This window comes from Pseudomonas sp. PVC-5-1 (genome assembly GCF_057444345.1).
This window is the reverse complement of the sequence record NZ_CM172024.1, coordinates 1,543,518-1,560,580: the sequence shown is the minus strand read 5'-3', so window position 1 is coordinate 1,560,580 and position 17,063 is coordinate 1,543,518. Positions and strand designations below refer to the sequence as shown.

The window sequence follows — 17,063 nt, the reverse complement described above, 5'->3', positions numbered from 1 at the left end:
TTAGTTCACACCTACATTCATTACCAATGCAAGATACCTCTCTTCTTCAGGGCCCTTCGGGGCCCTGATTTTTCACTCCATCCCACTGCAAACTATTCCCCTCCTCAAACAGAAATCACCTACATCCTGAATCTCCATTAATTCCTATCGTGCGGTCCTTCGTTCTCGCTGCCACGGCCAACCTGCACAAAGGCCAGGCCCGTCGCCCCCGATAGGTAACCGCCCATGCCCCCCCTCCCCCAACGCTCACGCATGCCATCCCGCCTGCGCCTTGCGCCGTTGCTGGCGCTGGGTGGCACCAGCCTGCTGCTGTGTGCCTACCGGCCGGTACAGGCCAGCCCGCCATCACCGGTGTTCAACGCCAGCTTCATGCGTCAGGCGCCCGGCGAGTCGGCCGACGCCGCACAACTGGCACTACAATCACTCGCTGCCAGTGCAGCCTTGGCACCCGGCCGTTACCGTGTGAGCATTACCCTGAACCTGGCTCTGCTCGGCGAGCACGAGCTGGATTTCCTGCCCAGCCTGGACCAACAAGGCCTGCAAGCCTGCCTCTCGGCAGACCTGCTGCGCGAATTCGGGCTGCGCGAAGAGGCCCTGGAGCAGCCGCTGGATGACAGCATGCCCTGTCAGGACCTGGTCAAACTGCTGCCTGACGCCCGTGCCGAACTGGACCCCGGCAAGCTGCAACTGGCCGTGTCGATCCCGCAATTCGCCTTGCGCCGCGACATTGCCGGTGCGGTACCGGCCGAGCGCTGGGACGCCGGCATCAACGCCGCCTTCCTCAACTACCAGGTCGCCACCCAGGCCCTCAACCGCCGGGACGGCAGCCAAGCCAGCCACGACCTGCTGCTCAACAGCGGCGTCAACCTGGGCGGCTGGCGCCTGCGCAGCAGCCAGGCGCTACGCGACGATGGCCAAGGGGAACGCAGCTGGACCCGCAGCAATACCTATGTGCAACGCGACCTGCCCGACAACCGCGGCAACTTCACCCTCGGCGAAACCTTCAGCCACGGCGAAGTCTTCCGCAGCCTGCCGTTCAAGGGCATGCAGGTGGCCTCTGACATGGGCATGCTGCCTGATGTGATGCAAAGCTATGCACCGGTCATCCGTGGCGTCGCCCAGACCCGGGCGAAACTGGAGGTGCTGCTCAACGGCTACCCGATCTACACCACCTTCGTCGCCCCTGGGCCCTATGTGATCGATGACCTTGGTGTGGGCGGCGGCAGCGGTGAGCTGGAAGTGGTGCTGACCGAGGCCGACGGCCAGGTACGGCGCTTCCTCCAGCCGTATTCCAGCCTGACCAACCTGCTGCGCCAGGGCGTATGGCGCTACAGCGCCACCCTGGGCCGCTACAATGGCGCCGAACACCTCGACAATCCATTGCTGTGGCAGGCGACCCTGGCCCGCGGCGGCAGCTGGAGCACCTTGTATGGCGGCGTGCAGGGCGGCGATTACTACCGCGCCGCACTGCTCGGCATGGCTCGCGACCTGGGGCACCTGGGCGCGGTGTCGCTGGATGTCACCCAGGCCAGCGCCGACCTGGGCCAGCGCCTCGGCCAAGTGCAGGGCCAGAGTTATTCCGCCCGCTACGGCAAGGCGTTCACCACCGGTACCAATCTGCGATTCGCCGGCTACCGCTACTCCAGCGAAGGTTACCGCGACTATGACGAGGCCGTACGCGAACGCAATGCCTACAGCGGCTACCTCGGCAACCGCCGCAGCCGCCTCGAAGCGTCGGTATACCAGAGCCTGGGCAATTACGGCTCGCTGAGCCTGACGCTGTCCCAGGACGACTACTGGCGCAACAACCTGCAACGCAGACAGTACCAGCTGCAGTACAACACCCAGTACCGCAACATCAACTTCAACCTGTTCGCCTCGCAATCGCTGACCCGCAACAACCACCAGGACCGCCTGATCGGCCTGAACATTACCTTGCCCCTGGACTGGTTCAACGGTGCCAGTGCCACGATCGGCACCCAGGCCAGCAACGGGCGCCAGAGCCAGCGCGCCAGCCTCAGCGGCGGCGCGCTGGACAATCGTTTAAGGTATACCGCCTCGACCACCCGCGATATTCAGCAACAGACATCCGGCGCATTGTCGGTCGGCTATCAAGGGGCCTGGGCCAACGTCGGTGCCGGCTACACCCAGGGTAACGACTATCAGTCATTCTCGGCCAACGCCAGTGGCGCCATGGTGCTGCACGCGGGCGGCCTGACCATGGGCAGCCAACTCGGCGAAACCAACGCCCTTGTCGAGGTCCCTGGCACACCAGGCCTCGGTGTGCAGAGCACCCCTGGCGGAAGGACCGACAGCGCCGGCTACCTGATCGCACCACACCTGCGCCCCTATCGCAGCAACCCGCTGCACCTGGACACCGCCGACCTGGCGCCACAGGTACAGATAGACAACGGCAGCACCCAGGTTGTCCCTCGCCGCGGCGCAATCGTCAAAGCAACCTTTGCCGCACGCAATGTCAGCCGCTTGATCCTGACCTTGCTACAGGCCAACGGCAAGCCGCTGCCCTTTGGCGCCCAGGTCAGTGATGAGCATGGCCAGGTATTGGCGGTGGTCGGCCAGGCCGGCCAGGCGCTAGTGGCCACCGACGACAAACCACAGTCATTGCACGTGCAGTGGGGCGGCCAGACCTGCCAGCTGGCCATCGCCCCTCGAAGCATGCGCGAGGAACAAGGCTACCGCCTTCAGACCCTGCAATGCCCGCAATCCTCGACAGACAGCCCCCGGACCTGAACCCATGAAACCATCCACCCGCGTCTCGTTGACTTCCCTGTGCCTGGCACTGCTGGCCAGCGGCGAGGTCTTTGCACGATCGGCCTGCGACTGGAGCGGCGGCATCAGCGGCGAACTGGAGCACAACATCGATCTCAAACACCAATGGGTAGGCCGCGATGCGCCAATCGGGTCGGTCATTGGCCAGGCCGAAACTTACTACAACCGGCCCAACGAAGCTGGCCTCCAGGTAATCTGTAGCAATTTCATGGCCGAAGGCCCAACCCTTACGGCCAACGTGAACAACACCCAGCCACTGTTCACTGGTTCGCTGCCGCCGATCAACGGCGAAGACCTCACCGGCCGCGTGATCCAGACCGGCGTGGATGGTATCGGCATTCATGTGCGCCTGGCCGCACCATATCACGGCAAAGGTGGCAGCCCCAGCAATGCCTGGACTTACATCAACTGGACGTCGGTCCCCTGGCAAGGCTACGCCGATCACGACCCTGGCCCCACCGGCATCCAACTGAACAACCTGCGTGCATACATCACGCTGATCAAGACCGGCCCGATTGCCCCCGGCCCCCAGTCGTTCAACGGTATTCAACTGTTCAGTGGCACCTACAGCGATGTCGGCACCGTGATGCGTGCGCACTTGCATGGCACAGTGACCACCGCGCAATGCACGCTGAAGGCCAACGCCGTCAGCCCGGCCCCGGTAGATCTGGGCACCCACGACGTGAAGGACTTCGGCAAACCTGATGACTTCACGAAAGCAGTCCCCTTCAGGATCACACTCAACGACTGCGAAAGCGACGCATCAGGCGGCACCCAGGCCTATATACGGCTCGACGGAGCCAATGGGTCGAAACCGATAGACGTCGACAAGGGTGTATTCAGCCTGTCCAGCGGTTCGGGGGCTACTGGCATCGGTATCCAGGTGCTGCACGCAGACGGCAGCCCCTTTCGGCTGGAAGAAGAAGTTGCCGTGATGCCGCTGAGCCCCGGCGACCTCACCCTGAATTTCCAGGCCCGCTATTACCAGACCGCGCCCACCGTAACCCCGGGCGAGGCCAATGGGGCACTCAATTTCACCGTCACTTATCGCTGATTTGCACCCGGCCTGGCAACTTGCTTGCCAGGTTGTTGGTTTGGGAAAAGCAAAAACGCAAAAATGCTCCGCATCGAAAGATGGGGAGCATTTCTCGTTATAGGGTGCGCCCACCACGTACAGCCCAAGCGGGCAATCCGTGTCCTGTGAGCCAGGAAAATGAAGCCATGAGAGGCTGGAGAGCTTTTTTCAGTACAAAAGCAAACGCCCCGAACAAGTCGGGGCGTCTGGTTACATGTTTGGAGCGGGAAACGAGACTCGAACTCGCGACCCCGACCTTGGCAAGGTCGTGCTCTACCAACTGAGCTATTCCCGCATTTTGAAGCTTTACCACTATCGGCGTGAAGCGCCTTGAAGACCTTCACCACCACTGCACCGCATAGACGCCACAGTATTTAAACTGGAGCGGGAAACGAGACTCGAACTCGCGACCCCGACCTTGGCAAGGTCGTGCTCTACCAACTGAGCTATTCCCGCAAATGGCGTCCCCTAGGGGACTCGAACCCCTGTTACCGCCGTGAAAGGGCGGTGTCCTAGGCCACTAGACGAAGGGGACACACGACACTTTTCAGTGCACCAGGTTTGAACCTCACGATTCAGCCTGGATTTTCTTTTCCTGCCCCGCAGTTAAGCGTTGCCGGAGAAACTGGAGCGGGAAACGAGACTCGAACTCGCGACCCCGACCTTGGCAAGGTCGTGCTCTACCAACTGAGCTATTCCCGCAATTTGGCGTCCCCTAGGGGACTCGAACCCCTGTTACCGCCGTGAAAGGGCGGTGTCCTAGGCCACTAGACGAAGGGGACACGCTGCTGGCATTACTGCCTGCTTTCACTCCCTGCCGCGTTTCGCTGTGTGCTTTACGCTGCAAGTGGCGCGCATTCTATGGATGGTTCGGACAGGCGTCAACCCCTTTGTAGAAATTTATTTAAATCAATGACTTCCGGGTGAGTTGGGGTGCAGATGCGGGATGGGATGCCGATATAGAGAGAAGCAATCCTGTGCCGGCCCTTTCGCGGGCTTGCCCGCTCCCACAGGGTTGTCGCCAACCCTCAGGCCTGTGTTGCACCTGTGGGAGCGGGCAAGCCCGCGAAAGGGCCGGCACAGGGATTTAGCAGCTGTTCGTCCCACACCGAACTCACTACACTCAAGCTGTAATTCTTCTTCAATGAGGCATTAACGGTGACACCACTTCTGATCACCCTGCTCATCGTGGCGGGTATCGCGCTGCTGATCGTGATCGGCTACCTAAACAATGTGGTCGAGAACGGCAAGCTCGAACGCGCCCGGATGAAGATCGAGCTGGCCGACCGCCTGCGCCGCTGTGGCGAAATCACCGAGACCTTCCCCGGCCAGTTCATGACCCCCGCGCTGAAGTTGCTGCTGACCCGCCTGGAGCTCAACCTCAACCAGCGTCAATTGGCGATGGACAAGCACAATGCCGAGATCAAGGCGCGCATCGCCGAACTGGAAAACCTGATTGCCCAGGGTGCGCAGATCCCGGTGAACAACCCGCCCAACCCGATCCAGACCGAGATCAAGGCCAAGGATGTGCGCTTCCTGCTGGAGGCGTTGCACAACCAGGTGACCCGCGCCGCCCAGGAGGGCTTCCTGCCCACGCCCGAGGCCAAGCAATGGATCAAGGAAATCCGCCATATCCTGGTGCTGCTGCATATCGAGTTCTTCAACAACCTCGGCCAGCAAGCCCTGCAGCAGAACCAGCCGGGCCAGGCGCGCCTGGCCTTCGAGCGCGGCGTGCAGTACCTGCGCAAGCAGCCGGAACCGAAGGTGTATGAAGAGCAGCTGACGTACCTGGAGAAGCTGCTGGCTCGGGCCAATGCCCAAGTGCTGGACCGCATGGCCCCGGCGGAGGACGAGCAGAATGAACTGACCCAGGGGCTCAAGACCGATGAGGAAGAGACCTGGAAGAAGAAGGTGATGTACGACTGATGCTTCAACCTGTACCGGCCTCTTCGCGGCTAAAGCCGCTCCCACAGGGACCGCATCGCCCTCAGGCTTGGTGCGATCCTTGTAGGAGCGGCTTTAGCCGCGAAGAGGCCGGTACAGGCAACAAATATCAGCAGTCGGTCAACTCCAGAAAAATCGCCGCCAACCGCTCCAGCCCCACCTGATCCGCCTCACTGAAGCGCCCAAGCTTCGGGCTGTCCAGGTCCAGCACACCAATCAACCTGCCCTCCTTCACCAGCGGGATCACCAGCTCGCTGTTGGACGCGCTGTCACAGGCAATGTGCCCCGGGAACGCATGCACATCCTCTACCCGCTGGGTCTGCCGGGTGGCCGCTGCCGCCCCGCACACGCCTTTGCTGAATGGGATGCGCACGCACGCCACCTGGCCCTGGAACGGGCCCAGCACCAGTTCTTCGTTGCGGTTGAGGTAGAACCCCGCCCAGTTCAGGTCGTCCACCTGGTTATAGAGGAACGCCGAAAACTGCGCGGCATTGGCGATGAAGTCACGCTCGTCGGCAAACAGCGCCTGCACTTGCGCCGCCAGCAGGTTGTAGCCGTCGAGGCCGGCGCCACTGGCATTGAGGTCGATCATTTACTTTTGCTCCAGCAATTGCAGCCCGACCCAGTAGCGGGCGAACTGATAGGCACAACGGCCATTACGGTTACCGCGGCCGGTGGCCCAGCGCACGGCGAGGATGTCGAGTTCTTCGCTGCGCTGCCAGGCCAGGCCGGCAGTTTGCGCGAGCTGGCCGATCCAGTGCTCGACCACGTTCAGGAAGTGTTCCTGGGTGAAGGGGTAGAACGACAGCCACAGGCCAAAACGGTCGGACAGGGCAATCTTGTCTTCCACCGCTTCACTGGGGTGCAGCTCGCCGTCCACGCGCTTCCAGTTCTCGTTGTCGCTCTCCTTTTCCGGCACCAGGTGGCGGCGGTTGGAGGTGGCGTACAGCAGCACATTGTCGGGGGCCTGCTCGAGCGAGCCGTCGAGCACGCTCTTGAGCACCCGGTAGTCGCCCTCCCCGGCTTCGAACGACAGGTCGTCGCAGAACAGGATGAAGCGTTGCGGCAGCTTCTGCAGCTGCTCGACTACACGCGGCAGGTCGGCCAGGTGATCACGTTCGATTTCGATCAGGCGCAGGCCGGCACCGGCATGCTCGGCCAGCAAGGCACGTACCAGCGACGACTTGCCGGTGCCGCGCGAGCCCCACAGCAGTGCATGGTTGGCTGGCATGCCGTTGATGAACTGATGGGTGTTGCGGCCCAGCTGGTCACGCTGCAGGTCGACGCCGATCAGGTCGCTGAGGCGAATGTCCAGGCTGACCTCCAGCGGCAGCAGGTAGCCGCTGCGGCCATCGCGCTGCCAGCGCGCGGCCAGGGTGGTGGCCCAGTCGATGTTCGGGCGCTGGGCCGGCAACAGGGGTTCGAGGCGGGCCAGTACCGATTCGGCGCGGTCCAGGAAAGCAATCAAGCGAGCGTCCATGACGACTCCTACGAATTTCAGTTTTTTGGGGCCGCTGCGCGCCCCTTCGCGGGCTTGCCCGCTCCCACAGGTACACTGCAAATCTCGAGGGCAGTGATATACCTGTGGGAGCGGGCAAGCCCGCGAAGGGACGCAAAGCGGCCCCCGCTTGGCAATCAACTGAAATGAACAGACAGACCCACCAGCAGCCGGGGCTATTCGGCTATGCTTGCGCAGCGCAAGGGACGTGAAACCGGCTCGGGACACATGGATATCAAGTTCACCAATCGCCTGTCATACAAGCAAGCCCGGTTGACAGTCCTGGTCGGCTTCATCCTGGGAACATTGCTCAGTCTCATCCAGATCGGCATCGATTATGCCAGCGAAGACGCGTCCATCAACCGTGAAGTGCGCGCCCTGCTGCAAATCAGCCACAACCCGGCCTCGCGCATTGCCTACAACATCGACTCGGAGCTGGCGCTGGAGCTGACTCGCGGCCTGCTGGAGTCGCCGGCCATCATCCGTGCGCGGCTGATCGACAACAACGAAACGGTACTGGCCGACGTCGAACGGCCGCGCCTGGAGGACCGCTACCGGCCACTCAGCGACTTCCTGTTCGGCGATCAGCGCCAGTTCAAGGAACGGCTGTATCTGACCCACATGCCCGAGGAAAACCTCGGCACCCTCTACCTGGAGGTGGACACCTACGCCTTCGGCAGCCGCTTTCTCGACCGTGCCGGGATCACCCTGCTCAACGGCTTCGCCCGTAGCCTGGTGCTGACCGGCATCCTCCTGGCGCTGTTCTACATGATGCTGACCAAGCCGCTGGTGACGGTAATTGGTGCGCTCAGCGGCAGCGACCCGCGCAAACCCACGCAAACCCGCCTGCAATGCCCACCCGGACATGAACATGACGAAATCGGCGTACTGGTAAGGGTCGCCAACCAGCAGTTCGTCAGCATGGCCACCGAGATCGATCAGCGGCGCACCGCAGAAAACCGCCTGACCCAGTACCTCAACGAGCTGGAGGATATCGTCTCGGCACGCACCAACGAGCTGAAGGCCAGCAACAGCAGCCTGAGCCTGTCCAACCAGGAGTTGGAAGAAGCCCGCCGCCGGGCGCTGGACATGGCCCAGGCGCGCGCCGCCTTCCTCGCCAACATGAGCCACGAAATCCGTACCCCGCTCAACGGCATGCTCGGCATGATCGCCCTTGCCCTGGACAGCCCGCTGCCCAGCGAGCAACGCCAGCAGCTGGCGATAGCCCATGACTCGGGCAAGGTGCTGGTGGAGTTGCTCAACGATATTCTCGACCTGTCCAAGTTCGATGCCGGCCAGCTGGAGCTGGAGCGCATTCCGTTCGACATGGGCTCGATGGTCGAGGACACTGCCAACCTGCTGTCGCAGAACACCGCGCAAAGCGTGGAGCTGACCTGCCTGATCGCCCGCGACTTCCCCAGCAGCGTGCTTGGCGACCCCACGCGGGTACGGCAGATCGTCAGCAACCTGCTGTCCAACGCCCTCAAGTTCACCCGCTTCGGCCGCGTGGATGTGCGCCTGTCGACCATCGTCGGCGGTGTGCGCCTGGAAGTGCGCGACACCGGCATCGGCATCCCCGAAGAAGCCCAGGCACGGATCTTCCAGCCATTCACCCAGGCCGGCGCCGGCATCACACGCCAGTACGGTGGCACCGGCCTGGGCCTGGCGCTGACACGCAACCTGTGCAAGGCCATGCAGGGCCACCTGCACATCAAGTCCGACCCTGGCTTCGGCAGCCGCTTCACCGCCGAACTGCCACTGGCCGTACACACCGAGGCCATTGCGCCAGCACCGTTGCACGGGCGCGTGGCGGCGCTGAGCACGGCCGGCAGCGGGCTCGATGAACTATTGCAGGACCTGCTGCCTGCCTGGGGCCTTGCCTACCAGCACCATGACAGCTGCGCGGGGCTCGACGCCACGGCCATCGACCTGCTGATCACCGACAGCCTGGACCACCTGTTCGAACTGCGCCCGGCATTGAAAACACCGATCTTGCTGGTGACCGCCTACGGCAACTTCCTGCCCAGCGAACAGTCGGTCGCCCTCGCCCCCCTGCACCAACTGGCCCGGCCGCTGGCGCGCAACGCCCTGTACCAGACCTTGCGCCGCACCTTGCAGGGCCATGAGCCCGAACACCCGCTGGCGACCCCGGCCATCATCCTGGAACAAGGCCGCGCGCGCATCCTGCTGGTGGAGGACAACCCGGTGAACCAGCTGGTGGCCAAGGGCATGCTGGCCAAGCTCGGCTGCCAGGTACAGCTGGCCACCCAAGGCGCCGAGGCCCTGGAGCTACTGGAACAGGACGAATTCGATCTGGTCCTGATGGACTGCAACATGCCGGTGATGGACGGCTACGAGGCCAGCCGGCGTATCCGCCAAAGCGGTCGCTGGCCCGACCTGCCAATCGTCGCCCTCACCGCCAACGCCATGCCCGAAGAGCGCGAGCGCTGCCGGGCAGCCGGCATGAACGACTACCTGGCCAAGCCGTTCCGCCGTGAAGAGCTGCTGGCGCTGGTCGACCACTGGGTGCCGGTTAACGGCTGAGCAGGCGCTCGATGTCCGCTTCCAGGGCCTGCGGCTTGGTGGTGGGGGCGTAGCGCGTTACCTGGCCAGAGGCCGGGTCGACCAGGAACTTGGTGAAGTTCCACTTGATCTTCTGGCTGCCCAGAATGCCCGGGGCGCGCTGCTTGAGTTCGACGAACAGCGGGTGGCTGCCGGGGCCGTTGACCTCGACCTTGCGGAACAGCGGGAAGCTCACACCGAAATTGCGCTCGCAGAACTGGGCAATTTCCCGTGCATCGCCCGGCTCCTGCTTGCCGAACTGGTTGCAGGGGAAGCCCAGCACCACCAGCCCGCGCGCGCGATAGGCCTGCCACAGTTGCTCCAGGCCCTTGTACTGCGGGGTAAAGCCGCACTGGCTGGCGGTATTGACCACCAGCAGCGCCTTGCCGGGGAAGTCGCCGAGCTTCTTGTGCTCGCCGCCCAGGGTCACGCAGGGGATGTCCAGTATCGATCCAGCCATGGTCGGGCTCCGGTCAGTCGCGCGGGCGCAGGTCGATGCACACCGAGTTGATGCAGTAGCGCAGGCCGGTCGGTGGCGGGCCATCGGGGAACACGTGGCCCAGGTGCGCATCGCAGCGGGCACAGGTGACTTCGGTGCGGATCATGCCGTGGGAGGTGTCGCGGATCTCGATCATCGCGCTCTCCTCGATGGGGGCGTAGAAGCTCGGCCAGCCGCAGCCGGAATCGAACTTGGTCTGCGCATCGAACAGTGCCAGGCCGCAGCAGATGCAATGGTAGATGCCGTCGCGGCGCTCGCTGTTGTACTTGCCGCTGAACGGCCGCTCGGTACCCTTGAGGCGGCATACCTGATACTGCTCGGGGTCGAGCATCGACTGCCATTGTTCCAGGGTTTTCACGATCTTTTGCATGTAGGGACCTCGGCAGGCTGAATTTCACTGCGCACCGTCTTTTCCGGGGCGCGGGTGGCACGTATATTAGTTGGCTTCGTGTGCCAGGCGTTCAGTCTGGCACCCGCTTCCTGCCCTTTCAAACCTTTCGGCGGGGCGTAGCGCGTTTTCTCAATCGGGATCCCATCATGCAGTTCAGCAAATCGAACAAGCTCGCCAATGTCTGCTACGACATTCGCGGCCCAGTGCTCAAGCACGCCAAGCGCCTGGAAGAGGAAGGCCACCGCATCCTCAAGCTGAACATCGGCAACCCGGCGCCGTTTGGCTTCGAGGCGCCTGACGAAATCCTCCAGGATGTGATCCGCAACCTGCCCACCGCGCAGGGCTACAGCGACTCCAAGGGCCTGTTCAGCGCCCGCAAGGCGGTGATGCAGTACTGCCAGCAGAAGCAGATCGAAGGCGTCGGCATCGAGGACATTTACCTGGGTAATGGTGTGTCCGAGCTGATTGTGATGTCGATGCAGGCGCTGCTCAACAACGGCGACGAAGTGCTGATCCCTGCCCCCGACTACCCGCTGTGGACCGCCGCCGTGAGCCTGGCCGGCGGCAAGCCGGTGCACTATCTGTGCGACGAGCAGGCCGACTGGTTCCCCGACCTTGAGGACATCAAGGCCAAGATCACCCCGAACACCAAGGCCCTGGTGATCATCAACCCGAACAACCCGACCGGCGCGGTGTACTCCAAAGAGCTGCTGCTGGGCATGCTGGAACTGGCCCGCCAGCACAACCTGGTGGTGTTCTCCGACGAGATCTACGACAAGATCCTGTACGACGAAGCCGTGCACATCAGCACCGCCTCGCTGGCCCCCGACCTGCTGTGCCTGACCTTCAACGGCCTGTCCAAGTCGTACCGGGTGGCGGGCTTCCGTTCCGGCTGGCTGATCATCTCCGGGCCCAAGCACCACGCGCAAAGCTACATCGAAGGCATCGACATGCTGGCCAACATGCGCCTGTGCGCCAACGTGCCGGCCCAGCATGCCATCCAGACCGCGCTGGGCGGCTACCAGAGCATCAACGACCTGGTGCTGCCACCCGGCCGCCTGCTGGAGCAGCGCAACCGCACCTACGAGTTGCTGAACGACATCCCGGGCGTTAGCTGCGTGAAACCGATGGGTGCGCTGTATGCATTCCCGAAGATCGACCCGAAGGTTTGCCCGATCCACAACGACGAGAAGTTCGTGCTCGACCTGCTGCTGTCGGAGAAGCTGCTGATCGTTCAAGGTACGGCGTTCAACTGGCCGTGGCCGGACCACTTCCGCGTGGTCACCTTGCCGCGGGTGGATGACCTGGAGGCGGCGATTGGCCGGATCGGGAATTTCCTGAAGGGTTATTCGCAGTAAGTGATGGCCTCTTCGCAGCGCAAGGCTGCTCCTACAGGAGAACGCATGCCCCTGTAGGAGCAGCCTTGTGCTGCGAATGGGCTGCAAAGAAGCCCCCAAAACCCCACAGGATGTTTCTTACATCCTGCAACGCTCTATCCCACAGCCCCCGCGCCATCCTCTGCCATACTCCGCCGTACACAGTTTGAAATAGTCGCCCGATTGAATCGGCACGGCCGGCCCCTTATATACCCCGCAGTAAGCGACAACTCATCCGTCAGGAGAACGTAACAACCATGATGCGCATTCTGTTGTTTGTAGCCACCAACCTCGCGGTGGTGCTGGTTGCAAGCATTACCCTGAGCCTGTTCGGTTTCAACGGGTTCATGGCCGCCAACGGGGTCGACCTGAACCTCAGCAGCCTGCTGGTGTTCTGCGCCGTGTTCGGCTTTGCCGGCTCCCTCGTTTCGCTGTTCATCTCCAAGTGGATGGCGAAGATGACCACCGGTACCCAGATCATCAGCCAGCCGCGCACCCGCCACGAGCAGTGGCTGCTGCAAACGGTCGAAGAGCTGTCCCGTGAAGCGGGCATCAAGATGCCCGAGGTGGGTATCTTCCCGGCGTACGAGGCCAACGCCTTCGCCACTGGCTGGAACCGCAACGACGCACTGGTAGCCGTGTCCCAGGGCCTGCTGGAGCGTTTCTCGCCCGATGAAGTGCGCGCAGTGCTGGCCCACGAGATCGGCCACGTGGCCAACGGCGACATGGTCACCCTGGCGCTGGTGCAAGGCGTGGTGAACACCTTCGTGATGTTCTTCGCGCGCATCATCGGCAACTTCGTCGACAAGGTGATCTTCAAGAACGAAGAAGGCCAGGGCATTGCCTACTACGTGGCGACCATCGTTGCCGAGCTGATCCTGGGCATTCTGGCCAGCATGATCGTGATGTGGTTCTCGCGCCGCCGCGAATACCGCGCCGACGAAGCCGGTGCACAGCTGGCCGGTACCGCAGCAATGATCGGCGCCCTGCAGCGCCTGCGCGTGGAGCAAGGCCTGCCGGTGCACATGCCCGACACCCTGAAGGCCTTCGGCATCAATGGTGGCCTGAAGCACGGCCTGGCCGGGCTGCTGATGAGCCACCCGCCGCTGGAAGACCGTATCGAGGCCCTGCGCCGTCGCGGTTGATCCAACCGGTAAAAACAAAGGGCGACTTCGGTCGCCCTTTTTTGTGCTTGCCTGCACCGGCCCCTTCGCGGGCTTGCCCGCTCCCACAGGTCCTCCACAGGCCTTGAAAACTGTGGGGTAGCTGTGGGAGCGGGCAAGCCCGCGAAAGGGCCGGAACAGGCTACACACCTGTCATCGGCTAACCCGGTACACCCGCTCCAACAAACTGGAAGCTCCGGCCTGCAGGAACTTCGGGCTTTCCTCAATCACCTCCACAGCCTCCAGCTCATCCACCTGCCACCCGGTAAACCCCTGCCGCAGCTCTTCATCCCCGACCGAAAACGGCGGCCCGCCCAGCAAAGCCTGGTCATAATCCAGAGTCACCACCACCCCCTGGCAACCCGCCGGCAGCAAGCCCGACAACAACTGCATGTAAGCCACACGCATCTGCGGCGGCAAGGCAATCAGCGCCGCCCGGTCATACAGCCCCGCGCAGTCGCCGATATCCTCTGCCTCCAACGCAAAGAAATCCCCACACCAGAGCTCCACGTTACCACTGCGCCAAACTTCGAAAACCCCGCGCTGTTGCACCTCGGCTTCAAGCCCATGCTCACGGAAGAATGCCTCCACCGCTTGCCGCGACAACTCTACGCCCAACACGCGATACCCCTGCCCGGCCAACCAGGCCAGATCCAGGCTCTTGCCGCACAACGGCACCAGCACGCGGCTGCCCGGCGCCAGGCCAAGCGTTGGCCAGTACCTCTGCAGATAGGGATTCACCTGTGCCTGGTGAAAGCCGATCTGGTTGTCGGCCCACCGCTGCTGCCAGAACGCTGGCTCCATGATCACTCCTGATTTTTAGATGGTTTGTCGGTAAAAGTTGGTTTGGATTTCGATCTGTAGTTGATCGAAGATGATTGCATCTTAACCGTCAGGACCCCGCCATGCTGCCCAGCCTGTTCATTTCCCATGGTTCTCCCATGCTTGCCCTGCAACCCGGCGCCAGCGGGCCTGCGCTGGCAGGGCTTGCCAACGCCCTGCCCCGGCCGAAAGCGATCGTGGTGGTGTCGGCGCACTGGGAAAGCCGCGAACTGCTGGTTACCGGCAGCGCACAACCAGAGACCTGGCATGACTTCTACGGCTTCCCACCGGCGCTGTATGCGGTGCAGTACCCGGCACCGGGTAACCCCACCCTTGCCGGCCAGGTCAGCGAATTGCTGCAGGCTGCCGGGCTGACAGCCCGGCTGGACGCGCAGCGGCCGTTCGACCATGGTGCCTGGGTGCCGCTGTCGCTGATGTACCCGGATGCGGGTGTTCCGGTGGTGCAGGTTTCACTGCCCAGCCATATGGGGCCGGCGCTGCAGGTCAAGGTAGGCCAGACGCTGGCGGGTTTGCGCGATCAGGGCGTGCTGTTGATCGGTTCGGGCAGCATTACCCACAACCTGGGCGAACTGGACTGGCATGCCGGGCCGGATGTGATCGAGCCATGGGCACTGGCGTTCAGGGATTGGGTGGTGGAAAAGCTTCGGGCGAATGACCAGGAAGCGTTGCTGGGTTATCGGCAACAGGCGCCGTTTGCGGTGCGTAACCATCCCAGTGATGAGCATTTCCTGCCGCTGTTCTTTGCCCTGGGGGCTGGCGGCAAGTTCGGTATGGTGCACCAAGGGTTTACCCTGGGGGCGTTGGGGATGGACATTTATCGGTTCGACTGAAGGGCCTCTTCGCGGGCTTGCCCGCTCCCACAGGTCCTCCACAGGCCTTGAGAGCTGTGATGCACCTGGGGGAGCGGGCAAGCCCGCGAAGAGGCCGGCACAGGCAAAAAAAATCCCCAGCCAAAGCCGGGGATTTTTTATTGCGCCAGGATCAATCCTCGCGGTAGCGACGCAGCTTCAGCTGCTTGCCGGCCACGCGGGTGTCCTTGAGCTTGGACAGCAGCTTCTCCAGGCCATCTTCCGGCAGCTCGACCAGGCTGAAGCTGTCGCGCACCTGGATGCGGCCGATGGCGTCACGAGCCAGGCCACCTTCGTTGAGGATCGCGCCCAGCAGGTTCTTGGCAGCGATGCCGTCACGGGCACCCAGGGCAGTACGGCAACGCACACGGCCTTCGGCCAGCGGCATCGGCGCACGGCGCTCGCGGTCACCACGCTCCGGACGCTCGCCACGCTCACCACGTTCGGTACGCTCACCACGCGGGGCGAAGCTCGGCACCAGCGGCTGCTCACGCTCTACCGCAGCCAGGTCCAGCGCCTGGCCATTGGTGGCCTTGCGCAGCAGGGCAGCAGCCAGGGCACGCGCGCTGCAACCCAGGTCGGCGGTCAGGCGGTCGAACAGCTCGCCGTGGGTGGCTTCTGCTTCGGCAACCAGTGGCGCCAGGCTCGAGGTCAGCTTCTTGATGCGGGCATCCAGCACGGCCTGGGCATTCGGCAGGCGGGCTTCGGCAACTTTTTGCCCGGTTACACGCTCGATCACCTGCAGCATGCGGCGCTCACGCGGGGTGACCAGCAGCAGTGCACGGCCATCGCGACCGGCACGGCCGGTACGGCCGATACGGTGTACGTAGGACTCCGGGTCGTACGGCATGTCGACGTTGAACACGTGAGTGATGCGCGGTACGTCCAGGCCACGGGCAGCGACGTCGGTAGCGACAACGATGTCCAGGCGGCCATCCTTGAGCGAGTCGATCACGCGCTCACGCTGGTTCTGGGCGATGTCGCCGTTCAGCGCGGCAGCCTTGTAACCCTTGGCTTCCAGCGCGGAGGCCAGGTCCAGGGTGGCTTGCTTGGTACGCACGAAGGCGATCAGCGCGTCGAACTCTTCCACTTCCAGCAGACGCAGCACAGCCGGGATCTTCTGGTCGGCGTGGACCATCAGGTGAGCCTGCTCGATCGCGGTAACGGTCTGGGTCTTGCTCTGGATCTTGACGTGCTTGGGCTCGCGCAGGTGGCGTTCGGCGATCGAACGGATCGACGACGGCAGGGTGGCGGAGAACAGCACGGTCTGGCGGCTGGCCGGGATGGCATCGAAGATCACTTCGAGGTCGTCCATGAAGCCCAGCTTGAGCATCTCGTCGGCCTCGTCCAGTACCAGGTACTGCACGGTCGACAGGACTTTTTCGTCACGACGCAGGTGGTCGCACAGACGGCCAGGGGTGGCCACGACGATTTGCGCGCCGTTGCGGATCGCACGCAACTGTGGGCCCATCGGGGCACCACCGTAGACGGCGACCACGTTCACGCCCGGCATCTGCTTGGCGTAGGTTTCGAAAGCGGTAGCAACTTGCAGCGCCAACTCACGGGTTGGCGCCAGGATCAGGGCTTGCGGTTCGCGCTTGCTCACATCGATCTTGTTGAGGATCGGCAGGGCGAAGGCAGCGGTCTTGCCGGTGCCAGTCTGCGCCTGGCCGATCATGTCGTGACCGGCGAGGATGATCGGGATCGATTGTTGCTGAATGGCGGACGGCTCTTCGTAGCCGGTCGCCAGAACGGCAGCAACAATATTCGGATTGAGATCGAGAGCGGCGAAGCCGCCGGTTTCCTGGGTCATGGGTCTGCCTCTAGGTGCATCCGCAAAGACCCATGCTCCAAAGCTGCACAAGCCATGAAAGACCGACAGGTCACCCAGGCAGCTTTGGCGGCGGGGATTTGCGAAAACGATTGAAAAAGAAAACGTGGGAAAGTCCGCCTAGCGGACGTGCAGCCGAAGCTGGACTCGGAGGGTTTGCACCACCTGATTTTGCGGTCCGCTAAAAGACCGGCGCGTACTATACCCGAAATCGTGCGCAGACGTGAGGAATATTTTCAGGGT

At 63.0% G+C, this 17,063-nt stretch carries 13 protein-coding genes and 5 tRNA genes; 7 read left to right on the top strand and 11 right to left on the bottom strand.

Features of this window, described 5'->3' with window-relative positions; all coding sequences use genetic code 11:
• Positions 1–225 precede the first annotated feature (225 nt).
• Complete coding sequence (locus tag AC2T3R_RS07165) at positions 226–2,751, top strand: fimbria/pilus outer membrane usher protein (protein ID WP_486744835.1); 2,526 nt, start codon at positions 226–228, stop codon at positions 2,749–2,751.
• Positions 2,752–2,755: 4 nt separating this feature from the next.
• Positions 2,756–3,844, top strand: a complete 1,089-nt coding sequence (locus AC2T3R_RS07160) for a fimbrial protein (RefSeq protein WP_486744834.1) — start codon at positions 2,756–2,758, stop codon at positions 3,842–3,844.
• Positions 3,845–4,084: 240 nt separating this feature from the next.
• Here AC2T3R_RS07160 and AC2T3R_RS07155 read toward each other — a convergent pair.
• The 5 genes from AC2T3R_RS07155 to AC2T3R_RS07135 form a co-directional block, all read right to left on the bottom strand.
• Positions 4,085–4,160: transfer RNA gene (locus tag AC2T3R_RS07155), tRNA-Gly, on the bottom strand.
• Positions 4,161–4,245: 85 nt separating this feature from the next.
• Positions 4,246–4,321: transfer RNA gene (locus AC2T3R_RS07150), tRNA-Gly, on the bottom strand.
• Between the two features lie 3 nt (positions 4,322–4,324).
• Positions 4,325–4,400: transfer RNA gene (locus AC2T3R_RS07145), tRNA-Glu, on the bottom strand.
• 91 nt (positions 4,401–4,491) lie between these two features.
• Positions 4,492–4,567, bottom strand: a tRNA-Gly gene (locus tag AC2T3R_RS07140).
• Positions 4,568–4,571: 4 nt separating this feature from the next.
• Positions 4,572–4,647, bottom strand: a tRNA-Glu gene (locus tag AC2T3R_RS07135).
• A gap of 376 nt (positions 4,648–5,023) precedes the next feature.
• On the opposite strand from AC2T3R_RS07135, the gene AC2T3R_RS07130 reads away from it, so the two are divergent.
• Positions 5,024–5,791: a hypothetical protein gene (locus tag AC2T3R_RS07130; protein WP_410953377.1), complete on the top strand. Its 768-nt coding sequence runs from the start codon at positions 5,024–5,026 to the stop codon at positions 5,789–5,791.
• Between the two features lie 127 nt (positions 5,792–5,918).
• Here the strand turns inward: AC2T3R_RS07130 and AC2T3R_RS07125 are convergent, their stop codons facing one another.
• On the bottom strand, positions 5,919–6,401 hold the full coding sequence (locus tag AC2T3R_RS07125) for a GAF domain-containing protein (protein WP_003260813.1): 483 nt from the start codon (positions 6,399–6,401) through the stop codon (positions 5,919–5,921).
• Positions 6,402–7,289: an ATP-binding protein gene (locus AC2T3R_RS07120; RefSeq protein WP_015269384.1), complete on the bottom strand. Its 888-nt coding sequence runs from the start codon at positions 7,287–7,289 to the stop codon at positions 6,402–6,404.
• 204 nt (positions 7,290–7,493) lie between these two features.
• On the opposite strand from AC2T3R_RS07120, the gene AC2T3R_RS07115 reads away from it, so the two are divergent.
• Positions 7,494–9,851, top strand: coding sequence for a hybrid sensor histidine kinase/response regulator (locus tag AC2T3R_RS07115; RefSeq protein WP_410953650.1), 2,358 nt, complete (start codon positions 7,494–7,496; stop codon positions 9,849–9,851).
• On the opposite strand, the gene AC2T3R_RS07110 is transcribed toward AC2T3R_RS07115, so the two are convergent.
• Positions 9,841–10,329, bottom strand: coding sequence for a glutathione peroxidase (locus tag AC2T3R_RS07110; RefSeq protein ID WP_015269382.1), 489 nt, complete (start codon positions 10,327–10,329; stop codon positions 9,841–9,843). The genes AC2T3R_RS07115 and AC2T3R_RS07110 overlap by 11 nt on opposite strands.
• A gap of 13 nt (positions 10,330–10,342) precedes the next feature.
• Positions 10,343–10,738: a peptide-methionine (R)-S-oxide reductase MsrB gene (msrB, locus tag AC2T3R_RS07105; protein WP_486744833.1), complete on the bottom strand. Its 396-nt coding sequence runs from the start codon at positions 10,736–10,738 to the stop codon at positions 10,343–10,345.
• A gap of 167 nt (positions 10,739–10,905) precedes the next feature.
• Here msrB and AC2T3R_RS07100 point away from each other — a divergent pair, with 167 nt between their 5' ends.
• A complete protein-coding gene (locus AC2T3R_RS07100) occupies positions 10,906–12,117 on the top strand; it encodes a pyridoxal phosphate-dependent aminotransferase (RefSeq protein WP_013971543.1) in 1,212 nt (403 codons plus the stop codon).
• Positions 12,118–12,392: 275 nt separating this feature from the next.
• Entirely contained in the window at positions 12,393–13,280 is an 888-nt protein-coding gene (gene htpX, locus AC2T3R_RS07095; protein ID WP_023661073.1) for a protease HtpX, read from the top strand.
• 171 nt (positions 13,281–13,451) lie between these two features.
• Here htpX and AC2T3R_RS07090 read toward each other — a convergent pair whose 3' ends face one another.
• Positions 13,452–14,102, bottom strand: coding sequence for a thiopurine S-methyltransferase (locus AC2T3R_RS07090; protein WP_410953652.1), 651 nt, complete (start codon positions 14,100–14,102; stop codon positions 13,452–13,454).
• A gap of 101 nt (positions 14,103–14,203) precedes the next feature.
• Between AC2T3R_RS07090 and AC2T3R_RS07085 the strand changes: the two genes are divergently transcribed.
• On the top strand, positions 14,204–14,971 hold the full coding sequence (locus AC2T3R_RS07085) for a DODA-type extradiol aromatic ring-opening family dioxygenase (protein ID WP_410953653.1): 768 nt from the start codon (positions 14,204–14,206) through the stop codon (positions 14,969–14,971).
• A gap of 151 nt (positions 14,972–15,122) precedes the next feature.
• Here the strand turns inward: AC2T3R_RS07085 and AC2T3R_RS07080 are convergent, their stop codons facing one another.
• Positions 15,123–16,802 carry a DEAD/DEAH box helicase gene (locus AC2T3R_RS07080; RefSeq protein ID WP_025338184.1) on the bottom strand — a complete coding sequence of 560 codons (1,680 nt, stop codon included), beginning with the start codon at positions 16,800–16,802 and terminating at the stop codon, positions 15,123–15,125.
• Positions 16,803–17,063: the final 261 nt, after the last annotated feature.

Excerpts from the sequence above, each read along its gene's own strand:
- AC2T3R_RS07165 (WP_486744835.1), top strand. The coding sequence starts at position 226 with ATGCCCCCCCTCCCCCAACGCTCACGCATGCCATCCCGCCTGCGCCTT.
- AC2T3R_RS07160 (WP_486744834.1), top strand. The coding sequence starts at position 2,756 with ATGAAACCATCCACCCGCGTCTCGTTGACTTCCCTGTGCCTGGCACTG.
- AC2T3R_RS07125 (WP_003260813.1), bottom strand. The coding sequence starts at position 6,401 with ATGATCGACCTCAATGCCAGTGGCGCCGGCCTCGACGGCTACAACCTG.
- AC2T3R_RS07120 (WP_015269384.1), bottom strand. The coding sequence starts at position 7,289 with ATGGACGCTCGCTTGATTGCTTTCCTGGACCGCGCCGAATCGGTACTG.
- AC2T3R_RS07115 (WP_410953650.1), top strand. The coding sequence starts at position 7,494 with ATGCTTGCGCAGCGCAAGGGACGTGAAACCGGCTCGGGACACATGGAT.
- AC2T3R_RS07110 (WP_015269382.1), bottom strand. The coding sequence starts at position 10,329 with ATGGCTGGATCGATACTGGACATCCCCTGCGTGACCCTGGGCGGCGAG.
- msrB (WP_486744833.1), bottom strand. The coding sequence starts at position 10,738 with ATGCAAAAGATCGTGAAAACCCTGGAACAATGGCAGTCGATGCTCGAC.
- AC2T3R_RS07100 (WP_013971543.1), top strand. The coding sequence starts at position 10,906 with ATGCAGTTCAGCAAATCGAACAAGCTCGCCAATGTCTGCTACGACATT.
- htpX (WP_023661073.1), top strand. The coding sequence starts at position 12,393 with ATGATGCGCATTCTGTTGTTTGTAGCCACCAACCTCGCGGTGGTGCTG.
- AC2T3R_RS07090 (WP_410953652.1), bottom strand. The coding sequence starts at position 14,102 with ATGGAGCCAGCGTTCTGGCAGCAGCGGTGGGCCGACAACCAGATCGGC.
- AC2T3R_RS07085 (WP_410953653.1), top strand. The coding sequence starts at position 14,204 with ATGCTGCCCAGCCTGTTCATTTCCCATGGTTCTCCCATGCTTGCCCTG.
- AC2T3R_RS07080 (WP_025338184.1), bottom strand. The coding sequence starts at position 16,802 with ATGACCCAGGAAACCGGCGGCTTCGCCGCTCTCGATCTCAATCCGAAT.